This window comes from Amycolatopsis sp. NPDC003731 (assembly GCF_053586895.1).
On sequence record NZ_JBSFNC010000001.1, the window covers coordinates 201,829 to 225,172 of the forward strand.

Below are 23,344 nucleotides of genomic sequence, written 5' to 3' on the forward strand. Positions count from 1 at the left end.
CGCGAGAACCACGACGTCCGGGAGGACCGGAGGGCCGCCTGATGAGTTCCGACCCGGCCGAGCGAAATTCGGCATACCACTTCCATTCTATCGACAATCCAGCGACACACCATGTTGGGCGCGTATATTCCGATCGGCGGAACCGGTAAACCGATAATGCCGAAGGTGGGGGCGTTTGTCTTGACACGGAAACCTTTGGGACAGTTGGCCAATTTTTCGCTGTTGCCGGCGGACGACAACGACCTGATTGCAGAATCGAACGATACGGCCACGGAATTCGCCGATTCCGAACGGTTGCTGCACGAATTGTTCCACCGCGCTGCGTTGCGGCACTCCGAAGAGCCGGCGGTCATCCACCCGGGCGGGCAGCTGACCTACCGGCAGCTCGGCGACCGGGTGAACAGGCTCGCCGCCCGGCTGCTCGCGACGGGTCTGCGGCCCGGTGACGCCGTCGCGATCGTCATGGACAAGGGGTGGGAGCAGGTCGTCGCCTCGCTCGCGGTGCCCGCGGCGGGCGGGTTCTTCGTGCCGGTGGATCCGCGGGTGCCGCGGGATCGGCTGCACCACCTGCTCGACCACGCGGGCGCCGCCGTCGTGGTGACCCAGCCCTGTCTGGTCGAAGGGGTGGACTGGCCGGACGGCGCCGTCGTGCTGGACGTCCCGGACACCGACCCGGGCACGCGGGAGCCGGTGAGCACGCCGGACCGGGGCCCGGACGACCTCGCCTACGTGATCTACACCTCCGGTTCGACCGGTGCCCCCAAGGGCGTGATGATCAACCACCGCGGTGCGGTGAACACCTGCCTGGACATCAACGAGCGGTTCGGGGTCACCACCGGGGACCGCGTGCTCGCCTTGTCGGCGCTGACGTTCGACCTCGCCGTGTACGACGTGTTCGGCGTGCTGGCCGCGGGCGCGACGATCGTGATCCCGGCGCCCTCCCCGGCACCGGATCCGGACTACTGGGCGGAGTTGACCCACCGGACCGGGGTGACCGTGTGGAACTCCGTGCCCGCGCTGATGGAACTCGCGGTCGCCGCGGCGCGGCCAGGGGCATTGGCGAGCCTTCGCCTCGTCATGCTGAGCGGGGACTGGATCCGCGTCGGGCTCCCGGCCGACATCGCACGCGCCTGCCCGGACGCCAAGGTCATCAGCCTCGGTGGTGCCACGGAGGCGTCGATCTGGTCGATCCTCCACGAGATCGGCGACGTCGACCCCGCATGGACGAGCATTCCTTACGGGCGGCCGATGGCGAACCAGACCTTCCACGTCCTCGACAAGGCGATGTCCCCCTGTCCGATCGGTGTGCCCGGTGATCTCCACATCGGCGGCGTCGGCGTGGCGATGGGCTACTGGAATGCCCCGGAGCTGACCGCGGCGAGCTTTGTCGACCACCCGGAGACCGGCGCTCGGATCTACCGCACCGGCGACCTCGGGCGGTACTTGCCGGACGGGACGATCGAGTTCCTCGGCCGGGACGACTTCCAGGTGAAGATCCAGGGTTTCCGAATCGAGCTCGGCGAGGTCGAGGCCGCGCTGCGGCAGTCCACGGGTGTGGCGGACGCGGTCGCGGCGGCCGAGGTCGGCGACGGTGGTGCGCGGCTGGTGGCCTTCGTCCGGGGCGCCGACGGGCTGGATCCCGAGCAGCTGCGTGCGGATATGGGGCGGACGCTGCCCGCGTACATGGTCCCGTCGAGTGTGGCCGTCGTCGGCAGCTGGCCGCTGACGGGGAACGGGAAGGTGGACCGGGCCGCCCTGGTGCGCGGGCACCTCCCGGTCGCGGAGGGCGGTGGGGAGCCGCGGGACGCACTCGACGAGCTGCTGGCCGAGCTGTGGGCCGACACGCTCGACCGGGACGCGGTCGGTACCCGCGACAGCTTCTTCACGCTCGGTGGCCAGTCACTGCTCGCCGCCCGGCTCGTGCTGGCCATCAACGCGGTTCTCGACCTCGAGGTGCCGGTCCGGGCGCTGTTCGAGGCGCCCACGGTCGTCGCCTTCCGGGACTGGCTCGAGGTCAAGCCGGAGGTCGACGCAGACGCGCTGCTCGGCACCGCGGAGGCGTTGCTCGCCGACGGGTACGAGATGGACGAAGACGAGAGCACGGTTCGATGACCGCCTCGCCCAGGAGGCGTCCCGCCGCCGTGCGCGCGGCCTTGCGCAAGGCCGCCGCCGGGACCGGCGCCTACCCCGACGAGCAGCGTCTCGTGCCGTCCGCCGGCCAGGAGCGGCTGTGGTTCCTCGACCAGCTCTCCCCTGGCAGTCCGGCCTACAACGTGCCGCTCGCGTTCCGGCTGAGCGGCCCGCTCGACGTCGCCGCAATGGGCCAGGCCCTCGCCGCGGTCGTCACGCGGCACGACTCACTCCGCTCGAACATCGTCGCCGCGGATGGCACACCGGTGCTCACGATCACCCCGGACCACCGGGTCATCATCGCCGTCGACGACATCGGCAGCGACGCCGCCAGTGAGCAAGCCTGGCTCGGCAGGCACATCCGGGCGCCGTTCGACCTGGGCCGCGACCCGCTCGTGCGTGCCCGGCTCGCCAGGTTCGGCGCGGATCACCACCTGCTGCTGGTGGTGATCCACCACGCCGTGTGCGACGGATGGTCCCAGGACGTCCTGGTTCGCGAACTGTCCACCGCGTACGATCAACTTGTCCGAACTGGACAGACGAACCTGCCGCCGGTGCCGGCACAGTACCCGGACTTCGCCGCGTGGCAGCGGGAGCGGCTCGCCGAGCGCAGCGCGGCCGAGCTGGCTCACTGGCGCGAGCACCTCGCGGGTGCGCCGGAATCGCTCGAGCTGCCGACCGACTTCCCGCGCCCGTCCGCCGCCACCCTGCGCGGAGACGACCTGCCGGTCACCGTGTCTCCGGAGACCTCGCGCAAGCTGCGAGCCCTCGCCCGGGCCGAGGGCACGACGCTGTTCCCGGTACTGCTCGCCGCGTTCCAGACGCTGCTCGCCCGCTACACCGGCAGCCGCGACGTGGTCGCGGGCACGCCCATGGCGGGCCGGGTCCGAGGTGGCACCGAGGATGTGATCGGGTTCTTCGTCAACACGGTGCCCTTGCGGGTCGACGTCGGCGACGCGTCGGTGCGCGAGCTGGTGACCCGCTGCCGGGAAGCGACGCTCACCGCCTACGAACACCAGGAACTGCCACTCGAACTGCTCGCCGGCCGCGTGCGCGGCACCGGGCACGACACCCTCGTCCGCGCGCTCGTCCAGCTCGACGACGCACCACGCGTGCTCGCGGCGGGTGGCGCGGAGTGGACGCCGGTGGCGGTCACCAACGGCGCCGCCCGCTTCGACCTCGACTTCATGGCGGTCGACGGCGGGGAGCTGACCGGGCGGCTGCGCTACGCCCGTGACCTGTTCACCCGGGCGACCGCGGAGCGCATGGCGGGTCACCTCGGTCTGGTGCTCGCGGCGTTCGCCGAGGACCCCGACCAGCAGGCGCTGGATATTCCGCTGTGGACGGACGAGGAGCGGGCGCTGGTCCGCGCCGCCAACGACACCTCGGTGCCGGCATCCGGCGCGTGCCTGCACGAGCTGGTCTCCGCGCAGGTGGCGAGAACTCCGGACCTGATCGCCGTCGCCGACGAGCACACCGAGCTGACCTTCCGCGAGCTCGATCGGCGGGCCAACCGGCTCGCTCACCGGTTGCGCGAGCTCGGTGCCGGACCGGACATCCTGGTCGGGGTCTGCCTCCCGCGATCGACAGAGCTCGTCGTGGCCCTGCTCGCGGTCCTCAAGGCAGGTGCGGGCTACCTGCCGCTCGAACCCGACCTCCCCCCGGTACGGCTCGGACGCATGGTCGCCGATGCGCGCCCGGTCGCGGTCGTGACCGAGGCCGAGGCGACCCGCGCACTGCGGAGCACCGACCTGCCCCCGGTCGTCCTCCTCGACCGCGACGACCTCACGAGCTTCCCGGACGGAGCACCCGGCACCGGCGTGACACCGGATGCCACCGCATACGTGATCTACACCTCCGGCTCGACCGGGTCGCCGAAGGGAGTGGCGATCCCGCACCGGGCCGTGGTCAACCACCACCTCTGGCTCGCCGGCGAGCTGGGCCTCGACCGCGCCGACGTCGTCCTGCAGAAGACACCGTTCGGGTTCGACGTCTCCGTCTGGGAGCTGTTCCTGCCGCTGATGACGGGAGCGCGCATGGTGCTGGCCCGTCCCGGAGGCCACCGCGACCCGCGCTACCTCGCCGAGCTGATCGACCAAGCGGGCGTGACCGCGGCACACTTCGTGCCGTCGATGCTGCGGACCTTCGTCGACGCCACCGGAGTCCCCGCCGGCACGAGCCTGCGCGTGATCATCTGCAGCGGTGAGGCGCTACCCGGCGACCTGCGCGACCGGGTGCTCGCCGAGTTCGACGGCTCCCTGCTCAACCTGTACGGCCCGACCGAGACCACGATCCACAGTACCGGCGCCTGGGCGTCCACAACGGACCACGGCGCGGTCGCGTCGATCGGCCGTCCGATGTGGAACACCACGGCGCACGTGCTCGATCCCGACGGCCGGGAGGCGGGGTTCGGGCTGCCGGGCGAGCTGTACCACGGCGGGACCGCGGTCGGCCGGGGGTACCTGAACAAGCCGGGGCTGACCGCGGAGCGATTCGTGCCCGATCCCACCGTGCTCGGAGGCCGGCGCTACGCGACCGGCGACGTGGTCCGCTGGCGGCCGGACGGCACGCTCGAGTTCCTCGGCCGCACCGACCACCAGGTCAAGGTCAACGGGCAGCGGATCGAACCGGCCGAGATCGCGGCCGCCCTCGCCGCGCACCCGGCGGTGGGCGAGGTCGCGGTGCGCCCGGTCGCCGACCGGGCGGGCACCACCACACTCGCCGCGTACCTCACCGTCGCCGGTCCGGCGCCCGGACCGGCGGAGCTGCGTGCCCACCTCCGGGAACACCTGCCGGCAGGCTGGGTACCGCAGCACTTCGTCGTGCTGGACGCACTGCCGCGCACAGCCAACGGCAAGCTCGACCGGGACGCGCTCCCCGCACCCGAACCGGCACCGGCGAGCAGCACGCCCCTCCGGACCGATGGCGAGCGTGCGCTGGCCGGAATCTGGGCCGAGGTGCTCGGCAGGGCGGACATCGGCGCCGACGCCCGCTTCTTCGACCTCGGCGGCCACTCACTCCAGTTGATCCAGATGGTGGTGCGGCTCGAGCGCGCGACCGGGGTGCGGGTTCCGGTGCAGACCGCGTTCGAGGCGGCCACGCTCGCCGACCTCGCCCAGTACGTCGAGGAACAGGCCGGTGGCGAGAGCACGCCGCCGGTCCGCGTGTCGCGTCGAAGCGGCACCGACGCGCTGTCATACGGCCAGGAACGGCTGTGGTTCCTCGACCGGCTGGTGCCCGGCTCCCCGGCCTACAACGTGCAGCTGGTGCTCGCGCTGCCCGAACTGCTGGACGTGCCCGCACTGCGGGCGGCACTCACCGAGGTCGTGCGCCGCCACGAGATCCTCCGCACCGTCTACGACGACACCGGCAGTGGCCCGGCCGGCCGGTTGCTGCCCGCCGAGCCGGTGCCACTTCCGGAGGTGGACCTGACGGCGCACGCGGACCAGGACGGCGCGGTCCGCGCCGCGGCCGACACCCAGGCGCGGCTCCCGTTCGATCTCGCCACCGGACCGCTGCTGCGGGCCGAGTTGCTGCTGCGGACCGGTCGGCCGGTGCTGGTACTGACGATGCACCACATCGTCACCGACGGCTGGTCGCTCGGGCTGCTCGTCGACGAGTTGGCCGCGCTGTACCACGGGCGCACGCTCGCCGAGCCGGCGCTCCAGTACGCCGACTACGCCGCGTGGCAGCGGGACTGGATGGCGGGCGAGCGGCTGGACCGCGAGCTCGACCACTGGCGGTCCGTGCTGGACGGGGCACCCGCGATCCTCGACCTGCCGGGCACCGGCGTCCGGCCACCCGTGCCGACCTACCGCGGCGGCATCCGGCGGTTCACGCTCGACGCCGGCCTCACCTCGGCGGTGCGTGCGGTGGCCATGGCGCACGGCGCGACGCCGTTCATGGTGCTGCTGACCGGGTTCACGCTGCTGCTCGCCCGGTTCGGCGGCACGGACGACCTCGTGGTCGGCACGCCGGTGGCCGGGCGTGCGACCTCGGAACTGGAGGACGTGCCCGGCTTCTTCGTCAACACCGTCGCGCTGCGCGCCGATCTGTCCGGCGCCACGACCTTCGCGGACGCGCTGACGGTCGTGCTGGACGCGGCAGTCGCCGCCTACGAGCACCAGGACGTGCCGTTCGAGAAGGTCGTCGAGGCGGCGGCGCCGCACCGGGACCTCGCCCACCAGCCGTTCCACCAGGTCATGTTCGAGCTGCACGCGCCCCGCCCGGCCGGCGAGACGTGGGCCGAGGTGTTGCCGGTCGGCGTATCCAACGACACGGTCAAGAACGACCTGACCCTGGTCGCCACCGACTCGGGCGACCGGTTCGACTGCGGGCTTCGGTTCGCCACCGACGTGTTCGCCGGTGCGGAGGCGGACGTCCTCGTCGAGGGATGGCGCACCATCCTGGCCGCCATGGTCGCCGACCCGTCCGCACCGCACGCCGACGTGTCGCTGCTGACCGCGGCGGGACAGGCCCTGCTCGACCGCGCGGGCGACACCGCCACACCGGTTCCCGACACCGGAGTGGCCGCGCTGGTCGCCGCGCGGGCGGCGCTGCACCCGGACGCGGACGCGGTGGTGTGCGGGGACGAGGTCCTGACGTACCGGGATCTGGACCGCCGGGCCGCCCGGCTGGCCGGCCGGCTCACGGCATTGGGCGCCGGACCCGAACGGCTCGTCGCGGTGCGGCTGCCGCGCGGCGTCGACCTCGTCGTCGCCCTCCTCGCCGTCTGGCGCACCGGAGCGGGCTTCGTCGCATTGGATCCGGAGCTGCCGCCGCGACGGACCGCGGACGTGCTCGCCGACGCACGGCCCGACCTCGATCTCACCGAACTGCCCCCACTCGAGGACGGGCCCGAGCCGCCGCCGCGGCTCGTCCACCCGGACGGCCGCGCGTACGTCGTCTACACCTCCGGTACGACCGGCACCCCGAAGGGCATCTCCGGCACGCACCGCGGAGTCGCCAACTACCTGGCCGATCTGAGCCGGGCCGGTCTCGTCACCGCTGCCGACACGGTGACGGCGTTGACCACCGTGTCCTTCGACGCGTCGCTGCGCGACCTGCTGCTCCCGCTCGCCGTCGGCGCACGCGTCGTCCTCGTGCCGGGCGGTGCGGCCGACCTCGACGCGGTTGCCGGCGCCATCGCCGAGACGACGGTCGTGCCCGCCGTCGTGCCGTCGCTGCTGCGCATGCTCACCACACGCGGGAGGCAGTGGCCGGATCTGCGGACCGTGCTGGTCTCCGGTGAGCCGCTGCACCCCGAGGACGTGGCCGCGGTGGCGGCCGTCGCGCCGAATGCGGTCGTCTACAACATGTACGGGCCCAGCGAAACGACCATGACCACCACCCGCCACCGCGTACGGCCCGGCGTGACCGACCGGATCCCGGTGGGCACGGCGATCGGCAACACTCGTGTCGAGGTGCTCGACGAACGGTTGCGCCCGGTGGGGATCGGCATGCCGGGCCGCGTCTTCATCGGTGGCGCGGGCCTCGCACGCGGCTACCACCGGCAGCCGGGGCGCACCGCCGAGCGGTTCGTCCCGCACCCCACCAGGGCCGGGGAACGGATGTACGACACCGGTGACCGCGCCAGGTACCTGCCCGACGGGACTCTGCAGTACCTCGGGCGCACCGACCACCAGCTCAAGGTCAACGGGGTGCGCATCGACCCGAGCGAGATCGAGGCAGCGCTGTGCGCGCACCCCGCGATCGCCGAGGCCGCGGTGCACGCACCCGGCGGCAGGTTGGTGGCGTGCGTGGTGCCGGCGGGCACTTTGCCCACGCCCCAGCGCATCCGCGCCGATCTGGCCGACCGGCTGCCCACCACCCACCTCCCGGCCGGTTTCGTCCCGCTCGACCGGCTCCCGCGCACCACGACCGGGAAGATCCGCCGCGATGCGCTCCCCGGACCCGCGGCGGAGGCGGTGACCGACCAGCACCCGCGCGACGGTGTCGAGGAGCTGATAGCCCGCGTTTGGTGCGACGTCCTCGACGTGCCGGAAGTCGGGGTGCACCAGGACTTCTTCACCCTCGGCGGACATTCGCTGCTCGCCGCGCGGACCGTCGCCGGGCTACGGGAGTCGCTGGGCGTACTGCTGCCCGTGCGTGCGTTGTTCGAGAGCCCGACTGTGGCGGAGCTCGCGACGCGGGTCCGTGACGCGGAAGCCGACCCGCTGCCCGAGCTCGTGCCGGCTTCGGGCGAGCCGGTGCTGACCGCCGCGCAGCGTCGGTTGTGGTCCCTGGAACGGAGTTCCGGGCGGTATGCGTGCTACAACGTGCCGATTGTCCGGCGGCTGCGCGGCGAGCTCGACCACGACGCGCTGGCGACGGCCCTCACCGGGCTCGTCGCACGGCACGACGCGCTGCGGACGGTCTTCCCCGCGCACGGCCCGCAGCTCCGGCCGCCCGCGCCGGTGCCGCTCGAGGTGGTCGACGTGGCTCCCGGCGACCTGGCCGGTGCGGTCGCGGCGCGGACCGGGCAGCCGTTCGACCTGGCGGCCGGGCCATTGCTGCGTGCGACGCTGCTGCGGCAGGGCCCGCGGGACCACGTCCTGTGCGTGGTCATCCATCACCTCGTCGCCGACGGGTGGTCGGTCGGCCTGGTTCTCCGCGACCTCACCGCGCTGTACCAGTCCACTGTGGAGCTTCCGCCGGTCGCGCGGTACGCGGACTTCGCCGCGTGGCAGCGGGCGTATCTCACCCACGAGTTCGTCGCGGCCGAAGTCGACCACTGGCGTCGCGAACTCGCCGGGGCCGGCGCGCTGTTCGAGCTGCCACCGGACTACCCGCGGCTCACCGGGGCCGCCCGGCCGGCCCGTGGCAGGGTGACCCGCACCCTCACCGCCGGGCAGAGCGCCCGGGTCCACGAGCTGTGCCGCCGGCTGCGGGCGACACCGTTCATGGTGCTCATGGCGGCGTTCCAGGCCGCGCTCGGCACCCGGTTCGGCCGGGACGACTTCACGGTCGCGGTGCCCATGGCCAATCGCGACCGCCCGGAGCTCGACGCGATGGTGGGGTACGTCGCGAACATGGTGGTGCTGCGGGCCGATCTGACCGGCCGGCCGGACTTCGCCACGCTGGTCGACCGCACGCGGGGCCGGGTGCTCGACGCCCATTCCCACCGCCACCTGCCGTTGGAGCTCCTGCTCGACGAGTTGGCGCCCGACCAGGCCGCGAGCCACGCGCCGCTCGCGCAGGCGCTGTTCAACATGCAGGACTTCCCGCACCGCGCCGTCGAGGTTGCCGGACTGGAGATCGAGCACACCGGCCTGAACGAGGTCTGGGCCCGCTACCCGATCACGCTGTTCGCGCACGACCGGCCGGGAGGTGTGTTCCTCGACCTGATCTACGACCAGGAGCTGTTCGACCCGGGCCGGGCTGGGTCGCTCCTGGACACGATGGTGACCGCGACCGAGGCGGATGGCGATGACCTTGCTGCGTAACGGCCCGTTCGTGCGTCTGTGGACGGGACAGACGATCTCCGAGTTCGGCTATCACCTCTCGCTGGTGGCGTTGCCACTGGTCGCGGTGATCCAGCTCGACGCGACGGCCACCGAGATGGGGCTGTTCGTCGGCGTCGGCATGGCACCCATGGCGTTCGCATGGCCGTTCTTCGGGGTGCTCGCCGACCGGGTCGACCGCCGCCGGATGCTGGTCGCGACCTACACCGGCCGCGCGGTGCTGCTCGGTTCGCTGCCGGTCGCGGCGCTATTCGGCCTGCTCTCCATGCCGTGGCTGATAGTCGTGTACTTCCTGGTCAGCACGCTGCACGTGGCGTTCAGTGTGGTGTCGCCCTCGCTGCTGCCCGCGCTGGTGAGCGGGCGCGAGCTGGTGGACGCCAACAGCAAGCTGGAACTCACCCGTTCCGCCGCGATGATCGTCGGTCCGTCGATCGCCGGGTTCCTCGCGGAGTTGCTCGGCGCCGCCAACACCGTCGCCATCGACGCGGTCTGCTACCTGGCGGCAGCCGGGTTGATCGTCACCCTCACCGTGCCGAAGCGGGCGGGGGCGGCGGAAACGACCGCGGCGCCCCCGGCGGCCTCGGTCTGGCGGGACATCCGCGAAGGCCTGTCGACCGTGTTCGGCGACCGGCTGCTGCGCCCTATGGCGATCTCGTCCGGGATCATGAACGCCTTCTTCTACATCCGCACCCCGATCCTCGCCCTGTTCGTGCTGGAGGACCTCGGTTTCTCGGCCGGGAGCCTCGGGCTGATCCTGGCCGCGGCCGGGCCGGGCGCGCTGGTCGGCTCGTTCGTCGTGCGCAGGGTCAACGGCCGAGCCGGCCTCGGCACCACGGTGACCTGGGCGGCGTTCGTCGCGGGCGGGCCGGTGCTGATCGTCCCACTGGTGCCGGACAACAGCTGGTGGAGCCTGGGGTTGCTGATCCTGTCGACCTTCACGGTGAGCGCGGGGGTGCAGACCTACAGCATCAGCCTGGTCAGCGCGCGGCAGATCATGACACCCGACCACCTGCTGGGGCGGGTGAACGCGACGTTCCGCTGGGTCGCCTGGGCGGCCACCCCGGTCACCGCGGTGGTGAGCGGGCTGCTCGCGGAGCTCTTCGGGCTGCGCGGGGCGATCGCGGTCGCGGGCGCCGGACTCCTGCTCCCCGCCCTGTTCCTGGCGTTCTCACCAGTCCGCGGCACCCGGATCGTCCCAGGCCTGGCGGGACAGCCGTCATGACGCTCGCCCACGACGACATGATGCCGCCGGCGGAGTACCTGGGCGCCCACCGCACGGCCATCGAGGAGGCGGCCCGGCGGGTGCGGTCCCGCATCCGGCACACGCCGCTGCGCGCGCTGCCCTGCGGGACCTGGCTCAAGCTCGAGTCGATGCAGGTGTCGGGGTCGTTCAAGATGCGCGGTGCGTACAACGCCCTGCTGCGGCTGCCCGGTCACCCCGCGGGTGTGGTCGCCGCCAGCTCTGGCAACCACGCCAAGGCGGTGGCCACCGCCGGGCGGGCGCTGGGCATCGCGGTGACGGTCGTGGCACCGGAGAACGTGCTGCCCACGAAGCTCGCTGCCGTCCGCGACCTCGGCGCCGAGGTGATCACCCACGGCGTCACCTTCGGCAACCGCGACGGGCTGGCCCGCGCGATCGCCGCCGAACGCGGCTGGCCGTTCGTGCACTCCTCCGACGACTGGGACGTCATCCATGGTCAGGCCACAGTCGCCGAGGAGATCATGGCCGCGGTCCGGGATCTCGCGACCGTCGTGGTGCCGGTCGGCGGTGGCGGCCTGCTCGGCGGAACCGCTCTCGCGGTCAAATCCCGCGCCCCGCACGTCGCGGTCATCGGGGTGGAGCCGGAACGGGCCGCGGACGCCGCGGCCAGCCTGCGCACCGGCAGGCTGCACCGGCTCCACGGCGAGGCCGACACCATCGCCGACGGGGCCCGGGTGGCGAACCTCGGCGAACGGCCTTTCGAGGTCGTCGTCGGCAGGGGGCTGGTCGACGACATCGTCACCGTCTCCGAGGACAGCATCCGCACCGCGTGGCACGCCATGGCAGACGTGCCGGCCGAACCGACCGCGGCGCTGCCGCTCGCCGCGCTGCTCGACAGAACGGTTCCCGCCGGCACCGGCACGGTGCTGGTCATCAGTGGCGGCAACGTCAAACGCCCCGCATCGGAGACGTGAGATGGACCTTCGCCCGACCCCGGATCTCATCGAGGAACAGTGCCACCGCGCACCGGACGCGACGGCGGTGACGTTCGAAGGCACCCACCTCACCTTTGCCGAGCTCGATGACCGGGCCGCGCGGTTCGCGGCCCGGCTGCGCGAGCTCGGCGTCGGCGCGGAGACGGTGGTCGGCGTGTGCCTGCCGCGCGGCATCGACCTGATCGTCACGCTCGTCGCGATCTGGCAGGCGGGTGGGGCGTACCTGCCGCTCGACCCGGACTACCCGCGGGAGCGGCTGCGGTACATGGTCGCCGACGCCGCCCCGGCGGTGCTGGTCACCGACAACACCGACCGGGCGGAAGCGCTGCTCGACGACAACGAGCACCGGCCCGAGCTGGTGTGCCTCGACCGGGACCGCGGCACGGTCCTGGCCGGGCCCCGGATCGACCTGCGCGTCCGTACCGCGCCGGACAACCTCGCTTACGTCATCTACACGTCGGGCTCGACCGGGCGGCCGAAGGGCACGATGCTCGACCACCGGTCGGTGGCCAACTACCTTGCGTGGACCAGGGATTTGCTGCCGGTCGGCGCCGGCGATGCCGTGCTGCTGCGCACCGCGATCAGCTTCGACCCGTCCGTGTGGGAGCTGTTCCTCCCGTTGACCACCGGCGCCCGGCTCGTCGTGCCGAAGCAGGACGGGCACCGCGAGCCCGACTACCTGTCCGCGTTGATCGCCAGGGAACGAGTCACGGTCGCGCAGTTCGTGCCGTCGCTGCTGCACCTGTTCCTCGACGAGGCCGACCCGGCCTCGTGCGCGAGCCTGCGCTGGCTGGTGGCGGGCGGCGAGGCACTGCCCGCCGCCCTGGCCGACCGGGTGGCGGCGGCGCTCGACGTCGAGTTCTACAACTTCTACGGGCCGACCGAGACCACGATCTCCTCGACGTTCGCCCGGTGCCGGGGCGGCGAGTCACCCGTGCCGATCGGGGTCGCTGTGCCCGGCAACACGCTGCACGTGCTCGACGAGCACCTGCGCCCGGTCCCGCCCGGCACACCGGGTGAGCTGCACATCGGGGGCGTCGCGGTGTGCCGGGGCTACTTCCGCAGACCTGTCCTGACCGCCGACCGGTTCGTGCCCGATCCGACCGTGCCCGGCGGACGCCTGTACCGGACCGGTGACCTGGTCCGCGAGCGTCCGGACGGGCAGCTCGACTACCTCGGGAGGCTGGACAACCAGATCAAGGTCAACGGAGTCCGGGTCGAGGCGGGCGAGATCGAGGCGGTGCTCACCGGCCACCCGGGGGTCGCGGCCGCCGTGGTCCACCAGCGCGACGGACGGCTCGTCGCCTACGTGGTGCCCCGTCCCGGCACGCCGGGGCCGGGCGCGCGGGAGCTGCGCGAGCACCTCGCGGACTCGCTGCCCGCCATGGTCGTGCCGCGGTACTACGTGACGTTGCCGCGTTTTCCGCTCAACCCCGCGGGAAAGGTCGACCGAGCCGCGCTCCCCGCGCCCGGCCCGGAGCGGGCCGAGGACCACGTCGCGCCGTCGAACGACCTCGAACGGCGGCTCGCCGGGATCTGGTCGGCGGTACTGGGTGCCGACGGGGTCGGCGTGACCGACCACTTCCTCGACGTCGGTGGGCATTCGCTCGCGGGGATCCGGATCGTCACCAGGATCGCGCGGCAGCTGGGCGTCCGGCTCACGCTCGCCGACCTGTTGCGTGCCGGCACGGTCGCGGGTCTCGCCGACCTGATCTCCACCCGGGGGCGGGACGCGGCGGACGAACCGCGGCCGCTGCCGCGTGACGGACGGCCGCTGCCGCTGTCGTTCGCGCAGCAGCAGCTGTGGTTCGTCGAGCAGGTGGGAGACCAGGCAGGCACCTACAACGTGGCGCTGGCCCTGCACCTGTCCGGGCCCCTCGACGTCGACGTGCTGCGCGAGGCGGTCACCGGGTTGCTCGCCCGCCACGAGACGCTGCGAACGACCTTCCACGCCGAGAACGGTGTGCCGTACGCCCAGGTGCACCCGCCCGAGGCGGTGAGGATGGCGGTCGAGGACGTCGCACCGGACGAGGTGGCCGCCGTGCTGGCCGAGGAGACCGCGCGGCCGTTCGACCTGGCGACGTATCCGCTGGTGCGGGCCCGGGTCCTGCGGGTCGGCGCGGACGAGCACGTTCTGGTCGTCGTGGTGCACCACATCGTCGCCGACGGGATGTCGTTGGACGTGCTCGCTCGCGACCTCGGCTCGATCTACGCGGGTGCGGAACTGCCCGTGCCCGCCATGCAGTACGCCGACTTCGCCGCCTGGCAACGAGAGCGGCTCACCGGCGCTCGCCTCGACGCCGGGCTCTCGTACTGGAAGTCCGCTTTGGATGGTGCGGAGCTCGTGCTCGACCTGCCGAGTGACCTGGTGCGCCCGGCGGTGCAGGACTTCCGCGGCGGCCGGGTCTCGTTCACCGTCGACGGCATCTTGTGTGCCCGGCTGCGCGAGCTCGCCAGGGCCGGGCAGGCCACGCTGTTCATGGTGCTGCTGGCCGGCTACCAGGCACTGCTCGCCCGGTACACCGGCCGGGACGACGTGCTGGTCGGTTCCCCCGTCTCCGGGCGGGACCACGTCGACTTCGAGCCGCTGGCCGGGCTGTTCGTCAACACGGTCGTGTTTCGCACCTCGGTGGCCGGCGACCCGAGTTTCCGGCAGCTGCTCGATCGGGTGGCCGCGACCGCGCTCGGCGCCTACGCGCACCAGGACGTGCCGTTCGAGCGTCTCGTCGAGGCGCTGGCACCGGACCGCGACCTCACCCGGCATCCCCTCGTGCAGGCGCAGTTCGTCGTGGAGAGCGATCCAGCGGCCGGCTTCGCCGTACCCGACCTCGCCGCGCGCTCGGTGCCGGTCCCGGTGGGCGGGGTCAAGTGTGACTTGCGGCTCGCGGTGACCGAGCACGCCGGCGGCCTGGCCGGGACGCTCGAGTTCGACAGAGACGTCGTCGACCAGGCCTGGGCGGAGACGTTCGTGGCGCACTGGCTGCGGCTGCTCGACCTCGTCGCCGCCGAACCGGACCGCCCGGTAACGCGCGTGCCGCTCACCCCGGCACCGGTCCCGCGACGGGTCACCCCCGCGGTGGCCGACCCGTGGGAGCCGGTGGCCCGGCAGATCACCGCCCGGCCGGACCGGGTCGCGGTGCGTGCCGCCGGGACCGACGTCACGTACGCCGAGCTCGGCGCCCGCGTCGACCGCCTCGCCACCCGGCTCGTGGCGGCCGGTGCGGGACCGGAGACGCTCGTCGCCGTCCACCTCGGCCGGGACGCGGAGCTGGTCGTCGCCCTGATGGCGGTGTGGCGGGCCGGAGCGGGGTTCGTGCCGCTCGACCCGGAGCACCCGCCCGCTCGGCTGGCCGGAATCCTCGACGACACCCGCCCCGGCGTGTTGCTGACGAAGAAACCTCTGCCGGGCTTCGCGGGCCCGGTGGTCCAGGCGGGCGACCTGCCGGTCGACCGGATCGCGGAGTTCCCCCGGGCCGAGCCGGACAGCCTGGCCTACGTCGTGCACACGTCCGGCTCGACCGGGGCGGCCAAGGGGATCGCGGGCACGCGCCGCGGCGTGGCGAACTATTTCGCGGATATGCGGCGGCGCGAGTACGCGGGCCCTGGTGACACCGTGGCGGCGATGACGACCGTCTCGTTCGACGCGAGCCTGCGCGACCTCGTGTTCCCGCTGACGGTCGGCGCGCGGATCGCGCTGCTGACCGACGGGGTGGCCGATCTGGACACGGCCGTCGACGTGCTCGCAGCCGAACCGGTGAGCGTGGTCGCGTCCGTCGTCCCGTCGGTCCTGCGGGTGCTCACCGGCCACCTCGCCCGGCGCAGGGTCACACTGCCGGCGCTGCGCACCGTCCTGGTCAGCGGCGAGCCGCTGCACGCGGGTGACGTACGCGACCTCACCGTGGTCGCGCCCTCGGCGCGGGTGGTCAACATGTACGGCCCCAGCGAGACGACGATGACGACCACCGCACACGAGGTCCGGGCGCCCGCGGTGCACCGCCACGTGCCCGTCGGCCGGCCGATCGACGGCACGTGGGTCGAGTTGCTCGACGACGGGATGATCCCGGTGGGCACGGGCCTGCCCGGCCACGTCTACGTCGGTGGCGCCGGCCTGGCCCGCGGCTACCATGGCAACCCGTCGCTGACCGCGGACCGGTTCGTGCCCCACCCGGCGCTGCCGGGGCAACGCCTCTACCGCACCGGCGACCGGGCCAGGTACCTGCCCGACGGCAACCTGCAGTACCTCGGGCGGTCCGACGACCAGCTCAAGGTCAACGGCGTCCGCTTCGACCCGGCTGACGTGGAGGCAGCGCTGCGGGCGCACCCGACCGTCGGCCGGGCGGCCGTCGCGGTTCACGGGGTGCTGGTGGCGTACGTGGTCGCCGACCCCGCCGTGGCGGCGGTCGCGGAACCGGTCGTGCTGCGCGCGTTCCTCGCCGAATCGCTGCCGCACGCGCTCGTGCCGTCGGCATACGTGCCGCTGACCGAGCTGCCCACGACACCGACGGGGAAGCTCGCCCGGCGCGCGCTGCCGGCCCCACCGGAGCCCGCGATGGCAGGCGGGCGGGCGCCGGAAACGGAGGCGGAACGGGTCCTGGCGGCCGTCTGGGCGCAGGTGCTCGACGTGCCGGCACCGGCGGCGGACGCCAACTACTTCGCGCTCGGCGGCGACTCGATCCGCGCCATCCAGATCGTCGCGCGGGCGGCGAGCGCCGGGCTGCACCTGACCCCGCGGCAGTTCTTCGCCCACCAGACGATCGCCGAGCTCGCCGCGGTCGCCACACCGGTCGAGGCACCGGTCGCCACACCGCCGGAGTGGGCCGCCCGGCGTGCGGCGATCCTGCGCCGCGACCCGGCCGCGGCGGACGCGTACCCGCTGGCACCGACCCAGGAAGGCATGCTCTTCCACGTACTCGCCGAACCGGGCAGCGGTCTGTACGTCAGCCAGACGGTGTGGCCGCAGGAGGGTCTCGACCCGGACACGTGCACCGCGGCGTGGGCGGAGCTGGCGCGCCGCCACCCGGTGCTGCGCACCCGTTTCCTGCTCGACGACCGGCAAGAACCGTGGCAGGTGGTGGACCGGCACGCCACATCGGCCGCCGACGTCGTCCTCGGCACCGCCTGGCCGCCGGACACCCACCGCAAACGGCTCGAGGAACTGTTGATGGCCGACCGCATCCGGGGCTTCGACCTGTTCGAGGCGCCGCTGGTCCGGGTGACCATGGTCGACCTCGCAGACGGGGACTGGGTGGTCGCGTTGACCAGCCATCACCTCGTGCTGGACGGATGGAGCCTCGTCGCGCTGGTCGACGAGTACCTCACCGTGTACGACGCGCTCCGCGCCGGCGCACCGCCACCGCACGACCCGGCGCCGTCCTGGTCGGCGCACATCGCGTGGCTCCGTGCGCAGGACCACGAGCGGGCCCGCCCGTTCTGGCAGCGGTACCTGGCGGGCTTCCGCGAGCCGACCCCACTGCCGTCGCACGCGTCCGGCGGGCCGGGGCACGCGCAGTGCGAGCGCCTGCTCGACCTCGGTGACCGGCTGACCGGGTTCACGAGGGCACACCGGGTCACCGCGAGCACGGTGCTGCAGGCGGCGTGGGGCCTGGTGTTGTCCCGGTACGCGGGCACCCCGGACGTCGTCTTCGGCGTGACGCGCAGCGGCCGGTCAACGGAACCGGACAACACCCGCATGCTCGGGATGTTCATCAACACGCTGCCGGTGCGGGTCACCATCCCGGCGGACGGGGACCTGGTGACGTGGCTGCAGGACAACCAGCGCCACCAGGCGGAGCTGCCGTCGGACCACACACCGCTGGTGCGGGTGCACGGCTGGAGCGAGGTGCCGGGCAATGTGCCGCTGTTCGAGACCATCCTGGTGTTCGAGAACTATCCGGTGCGCGAGTCGGCCCGCGAACGACTCGCGCCGGCGGGCGCCACCGCGGTATCCGCGAAGACGTGGACGAACTACCCGTTCACCCTGGTGGTCACACCGGGCGACCGGATGCGCCTCGAAGCCGTGTTCGACCGAGGGCGGTACGACGACCGCTTCGTGGCGCACGTGCTCGCCAACTTCGAAGCCGTGCTGGACAACATCATCACCGACACCGAGGAGCCGCAGTGACGTACCGGGTGGTCGTCAACGACGAGGAGCAGTACTCGATCTGGCCGGCGGACCGCGAAGGCCCGCCCGGCTGGACCGCGACCGGGTTCACCGGCACGAAGGAGGAGTGCCTGTCCCACATCGACGAGGTATGGACCGACATGCGCCCGGCAAGCCTGCGGCGCGCCATGTCTACTTCGGACGGACCGGTCACGGGACAACGTGTCGCGAAGCACCCGGGATAGCCTGGACAGCCGGGTGTAGGCGCGGAGTTAGCCAATGCTCGGGGCGCAGGAGGATGCGGACCACGCGTCCGGTGGCGCCGGTGCGCTTTCGATGTGGGCGCCGGCGCATCGGGCCGAGGTAGCGGCTGGCGAGACCCAGCGTTGCTCGACGGCGACGGGGTCCTCGATCGCGATGATCGAGCCCTCGCTGAGGCGTGCTGCAGCTCAACCAGCTCGGTATGCTCCGGCACCCGGTTGGACGCTGAATTTGCGGCAACGGTGACCGCTATTGGGGTGAGCTCAGCCCCGCTGATGGCGTCCGCACTGCAGATCAGCACTGTCGCTCACCCTGGCCCAGCGGCCGTCGAACCCCTCAACTCGTCCACAACTGACGACGCCGAATGAGAGGCTGGGTCAGATCCTTGTCGTCGAATGGGCTCGTCACCGCTGCGCCAATCGCTCGACCAAATCACGTCACGCACTTCGCAGAAGCAGCACCACGTCGTCGGGGCCGGTCACCAAGTTCTTCAGTTCAGCACGGAATCGGCTCACCCACTGCGCGATACTGCTTCGGTCAACAAGCCCGTCCTTGTACGCGATGTTACCGATGAGCTCGCCCGTCGTGTCAATGGTGAGTGTCCACAATACGCCGTCCGGGATATCCGACGTGCGTGATTGTGAGCCGATCCGCCGCCGGATCTCGCTGTACTCCAGGTCCCCCACTCGGGTGCCGTCGAGCGGGAAGGGGAAGGGAAAGACTTGGAAGATGATCGGCACCTCATTGTCCACCGCCATCGGCCGCATGAACTCGGGTGCTTCGCCCGGGATCGCCGGAATGTCGTGGACGTATGCCTCCAGACAGGTGTTTCGAGTGAGCTGCAGCACGTCCCGATACTTGGCGCATGCCGTGACATCCACGCGGATCGGTACGAAGTTGAAGAACAGACCGACCGCCTCGTCGAAACGGCCATATTCACGGCCAGGCGTCAATGTCGGGGTGGCGATGTCCGTCGCTCCGGACAGCCGGTTGACCGCGATCGTGAAAGCGGCGAGGAACACCATAAAGGAGGACCCGCGCACTTCCCTGGCCAGTGCGGACACGCCGGCCATCAGCTCAGCGTCCACTTCGAACCGGTACATGGCTGTTGTCTGCGGCAAGCCCATCGATCGCGGCCGGTCCGCGGGCATGGTCAGGGTTTCCCCACCTCGCAGCTTATCCTGCCAGTAACGACGCGACGAATTCTCGGCGGGACCGCCCAATCTCGCAAGCTGCCACGTCGTGAAGTCGCGATACTGCTGCGGCTCTGCGAGCTCATGGCCCCCGTGTCCGGTCCGGGTCGCATATCGGGCCGCGAGATCGCGAAAGATGACCTGCACGGACCACCCGTCCGCGGCCGCATGGTGCACGACGAGCACGAGCAGGGCGTCGTGGTCGTCGAACCGGTTGAGGACCGCGCGAAGTTTCGGTACCGAGGATGCGTCGAAGTCGGCCGTCTCCTCCTCGACGAGCAAGGCGTCGATTCGGCGTCCCCGCTCTTCCGGCTCGATCCCCGGAAGATCCCGAACGGTCAGCTCCGCGGGAGCCGGCTGATGGACGACCTGACACCGCGCTTCCGGATCGCGGATGATCACAGAGCGCAACGCATCGTGGCGCACGACGATGTCATCGAGCGCGCTCTGCAATGCCTGCACGTCGACCTGTCCATGGATGCGCCACCCGTGGACGATGTGGTGACGAGGACCGAACGGCCCCTCGGCGTCGCCCTGATCGAGGGCACAGAGGAACTCTTGATTCGCTGACAGCGGCCACCGCTCGCCGGCGCCGGTCGAAGTGTCCATGGTCGTCATGGTTTCTTACCTTCTTGCCAGGTGTTTCAGGCCGGTCGTGGGGTTCGCGGCACCCAGGGGTGCCGGGTATGACTTTCCTGCCTCTGCCGCTGATGGCCCAGGAGGATTGGCCGCCCGGCGCCCCCGAAGACTTGACCGCTGATGGGGAGGTGCGAGGACCTCAACGCCGATGGCGCGGCGCTGGCGGAAACGTGTCATCGCTCATGCTGCGTCCTCGACTGCACCGTGGCTTTGCTCGACCGCCTCATAGAGCGCCTTGATGTTTCCGCTCCCGAAGGTTGTCGCGCCAAGGCGTTCGATCAGCTCGACGAAGAAGGTATTGCGCGGGGTGACCGGCTTGGCGAAGATCTGGAACAGCTGCCCGTCATGGTCCTCATCAGCCAGGATGCCACGTACGCGCAGATCTTCTACCGAATGCCTTTCCAGCTCGATCCGTTCATCCAAACGGTCGTAGTACCGTCCGGGCGTTGAAAGGAACTGAACACCAGCCGCCTGGACCTGGTCGACCGCCCGCACGATGTCCGGCACCCGGAGCGCCACATGCTGGATCCCGGCACCGGCGTGGTCACGCAGGAAGGTGTCTATCTGGCCTGGCGACTTGGTCAAGTCCGGCTCGATCAGAGTGAAGGTGACGGCGCCGGAGGTACTTTGCACAACCTTGGAATTCATCGATTGTCTACCGACGAATATCTTCTCCTCGTACACGACGCGGAAGTCGAGTACCTCTTCGTAGAACGCCACGGTGGGATCGAGCTGCCCGCCGGGCAGGCAGACAGCGAAGTGGTCGATAGCAGCAGCGCCGATGTCACGCGCGGAAGGCGAACCGGCCGGGGAAAGCGGTCCGCTTGCGGCGCGCTGCACGAAGGTATGGGCGACATCCGCAAAGGCCAAGATGCTCGCCGTCACCACCCCGTCATCTTCGGTCGGCCCGTGTAGCGGTACGGCGCCGCGACTTACCGCCTCGTGGAACGCAGTCCGAGCGTCGGCCACGCCGAGCCCGATGTCGGCGACTCCGTCTCCGTGCCGGGAGACGTAGATGGCGGCCTGATGGTCAGGGACACGCGGCTCGGTGAGCAGCAACCGGATGTCATCGCGCCCAACTCCGACGGTTCGGCTTCGGCCGTCTTCGATCCGCTGGAACTCCGAGAAGGCATAGCCTCGGGTCCACAGGTCCGCCGCTGATGCGGAATCCTCGACGAAGAACCGAACGTGGTCGACCCTCATGCCCGTGTAGACAGAGTTCTGCTCGACCGCCATCACGCCACACCCTGGTTGCGGCCGGCACCACGTGGGCGGAGGTCGGTCCAGTTCATCGCGACGTAACGCAGACAGGACGTGCGATCTGTCGCAGCGAGGGCCACCCGCCAGCCCGCGGGCGCCACCACGAACTCGGGCCAGAGAGAGTGTTGACCGGCTTCGTTGACCAGCACGACGAACTGGCCGTCCTCGCGGTCGAACGGATTCGACATATCCGGAATCCTTCCTGTTAGCTCGCCCTGGCGACCTGGTCGCCGTGAATCGCGGTGATGTGCTGGTCAATGAGCGCGACGGTGGGGACATCGAATATCTCCACTACGCTGAGCTTCACGCCCAGCTCAGCCTCGATGCGCAACACGAGCCGCGCCGCCTGGAGCGATTGACCGCCCAGATCGAAGAAGCTGTCGTCGAGGCCGACTTGGTCGACATTCAAGGTCTTGCTGAAGATGGCGCACAGCGTTTCCTGACGTGGGCTGAGCGGCGCGCGATGTTGCTTGGCCCGGTCGAACTCCGGCTCCGGCAGAGCATCTCGATCCACCTTCCCGTTGACGGTCACCGGTATCGCGTCGATGGCGGTGAACGCGGCGGGCACCATGTAATCGGGCAGAGCCCTGCCCAGGTGGGTGCGCAGCTCGCCGAAGTCGACGCCGCCCGCACAGGGGACGACGTAGGCGGCCAACCGCTGATCCTCGTCGCTCGAGGTGCCGACGACCACCGCATCCGCCACGGCCGGATGCGTTCGAAGGGCGGCCTCGACCTCTCCCAGCTCGACCCGGAAGCCACGGACCTTGATCTGCTGGTCAGCCCGCCCGAGGAACTCGAGCGAGCCGCCGGCGGTCTGCCGGACCAGATCACCGGTACGAAACATCCGCTCGCCTGGAGCGCCGAACGGGTCCGCAACGAACCGCTCCGCAGTGAGATCGGGGCGGTCGACATACCCCCGCGCCAGGCAGCCGCCCGCAACGTACAGTTCGCCGACCCCACCTTCGACTACTCGGTTCAAGCTCTCATCGAGCACGTAAAGTCGCTTGTCATCGAGAGCCTGACCGAGCGGGACGAAAGCACCGACCTGCGCTTGCTGCGTCAACGACAGCTGGGTGGCGAACAGAGTGGTCTCAGTCTGTCCGTACATCACTCTGACCCGGATATCCGGATTTGCGGAAAGGATCCGACGCACTGCCTCTGGCGAGACGACGTCACCACCGGTCATGACTTCACGCACGGATGAAAGACAGGTGGGATCCTCCTCGGCAACGAGCCTGAAGAGGCCCGATGTCAAGTGAACTGCGGTCGCTTCGCCCCGCCTGAGATCGTCGCGCAGCGCATCGATGTCGAACTCGCCCGGGTGCGCCAGGACAATTTGTCCACCGCGCAATAACGGTGCCCACAATTCAAACGTTGACATTCCGAACGCATACGGCGCGATCATCAGGATCCGACTGAACACCGAATCGTTCCAGGTCTGGTCTTCGATCAGCCCGATCACACTGCGGTGAGAAACTCCGACACCTTTGGGCGCGCCGGCCGATCCTGAAGTGAAGAGAACGTAGGCAAGCTGGTCCTCGGCTACCGAAACCACCGGTTCGGACTCTTGCGCTTGTTCCGCGTCACTGGTCGTGATCACCTCGCCGAAGCTGGACAGCGTGGCCGCGGGCGTCGCACCGTCGGTGATTACCATCCGCACCTTGAGCTGGTCGCTGATCGACCGCAGTCGCTCCGTCGGCATCGATGTGGCCAGGGGCACATACGTGGCGCCCGCCTTGATCACCGCGAGGGTCGCAACGACCAGGTCGAACGACCGGCCGAGACATACCGCTACGGGCTGCTCCGCTTCCACTCCATGCTCGATCAGAAGGTTGGCCAAGCGATTGGCCCGGCGGTTCAGTTCATCGAAGGTCAGAAACCCGTCGGCCGACCGCACGGCAACCGCTTCGGGCCGCCGGCGAACCTGATTCAAAAAGGTCTCTGGCAGTGTAGAGGCCATATCGAAGCTCCCATCGGCATATTTTCCGGCGCGGCAGGACCGCCGGTCTGCACAAGTCCATGCCGCTCCGGCCTGCCCTACTCTCTGAGTCTTCCAGCCGCCATCGAAGGCTGCGTCTTCGATATTGCGACCAGGCCAACAC

At 70.8% G+C, this 23,344-nt stretch carries 10 protein-coding genes; 6 read left to right on the top strand and 4 right to left on the bottom strand.

Annotated elements, in window-relative coordinates:
* Positions 1-294: 294 nt before the first annotated feature.
* The 6 genes from ACWDN5_RS01000 to ACWDN5_RS01025 are packed head-to-tail and all read left to right on the top strand — an operon-like array spanning position 295 to position 18,134.
* Positions 295-2,112 (top strand): amino acid adenylation domain-containing protein, encoded by a 1,818-nt coding sequence (locus ACWDN5_RS01000; RefSeq protein WP_449673767.1) that lies wholly within the window; start codon positions 295-297, stop codon positions 2,110-2,112.
* The gene (locus ACWDN5_RS01005; RefSeq protein WP_449673768.1) at positions 2,109-9,575 is read left to right on the top strand and encodes an amino acid adenylation domain-containing protein; all 7,467 of its coding nucleotides are present in this window, start codon (positions 2,109-2,111) and stop codon (positions 9,573-9,575) included. The genes ACWDN5_RS01000 and ACWDN5_RS01005 overlap by 4 nt, the downstream gene beginning before the upstream one ends.
* Positions 9,559-10,815, top strand: coding sequence for an MFS transporter (locus ACWDN5_RS01010; RefSeq protein ID WP_310973995.1), 1,257 nt, complete (start codon positions 9,559-9,561; stop codon positions 10,813-10,815). Before ACWDN5_RS01005 ends, ACWDN5_RS01010 begins: the two co-directional genes overlap by 17 nt.
* Entirely contained in the window at positions 10,812-11,768 is a 957-nt protein-coding gene (locus ACWDN5_RS01015; protein WP_449673769.1) for a threonine ammonia-lyase, read from the top strand. Before ACWDN5_RS01010 ends, ACWDN5_RS01015 begins: the two co-directional genes overlap by 4 nt.
* A gap of 1 nt (position 11,769) precedes the next feature.
* Entirely contained in the window at positions 11,770-17,910 is a 6,141-nt protein-coding gene (locus tag ACWDN5_RS01020; protein WP_449673770.1) for an amino acid adenylation domain-containing protein, read from the top strand.
* Positions 17,907-18,134: an MbtH family protein gene (locus ACWDN5_RS01025; RefSeq protein WP_449673771.1), complete on the top strand. Its 228-nt coding sequence runs from the start codon at positions 17,907-17,909 to the stop codon at positions 18,132-18,134. The genes ACWDN5_RS01020 and ACWDN5_RS01025 overlap by 4 nt, the downstream gene beginning before the upstream one ends.
* Positions 18,135-18,587: 453 nt before the next feature.
* On the opposite strand, the gene ACWDN5_RS01030 is transcribed toward ACWDN5_RS01025, so the two are convergent.
* From ACWDN5_RS01030 to ACWDN5_RS01045, 4 genes are all read right to left on the bottom strand, one after another.
* Positions 18,588-19,961 carry a condensation domain-containing protein gene (locus tag ACWDN5_RS01030; protein WP_449673772.1) on the bottom strand — a complete coding sequence of 458 codons (1,374 nt, stop codon included), beginning with the start codon at positions 19,959-19,961 and terminating at the stop codon, positions 18,588-18,590.
* Between the two features lie 201 nt (positions 19,962-20,162).
* On the bottom strand, positions 20,163-21,218 hold the full coding sequence (gene hppD, locus ACWDN5_RS01035; protein ID WP_449673773.1) for a 4-hydroxyphenylpyruvate dioxygenase: 1,056 nt from the start codon (positions 21,216-21,218) through the stop codon (positions 20,163-20,165).
* On the bottom strand, positions 21,218-21,430 hold the full coding sequence (locus tag ACWDN5_RS01040; RefSeq protein ID WP_310974005.1) for an MbtH family protein: 213 nt from the start codon (positions 21,428-21,430) through the stop codon (positions 21,218-21,220). The genes hppD and ACWDN5_RS01040 overlap by 1 nt, the downstream gene beginning before the upstream one ends.
* 17 nt (positions 21,431-21,447) lie before the next feature.
* Entirely contained in the window at positions 21,448-23,202 is a 1,755-nt protein-coding gene (locus ACWDN5_RS01045) for an amino acid adenylation domain-containing protein (RefSeq protein WP_449673774.1), read from the bottom strand.
* Positions 23,203-23,344: the final 142 nt, after the last annotated feature.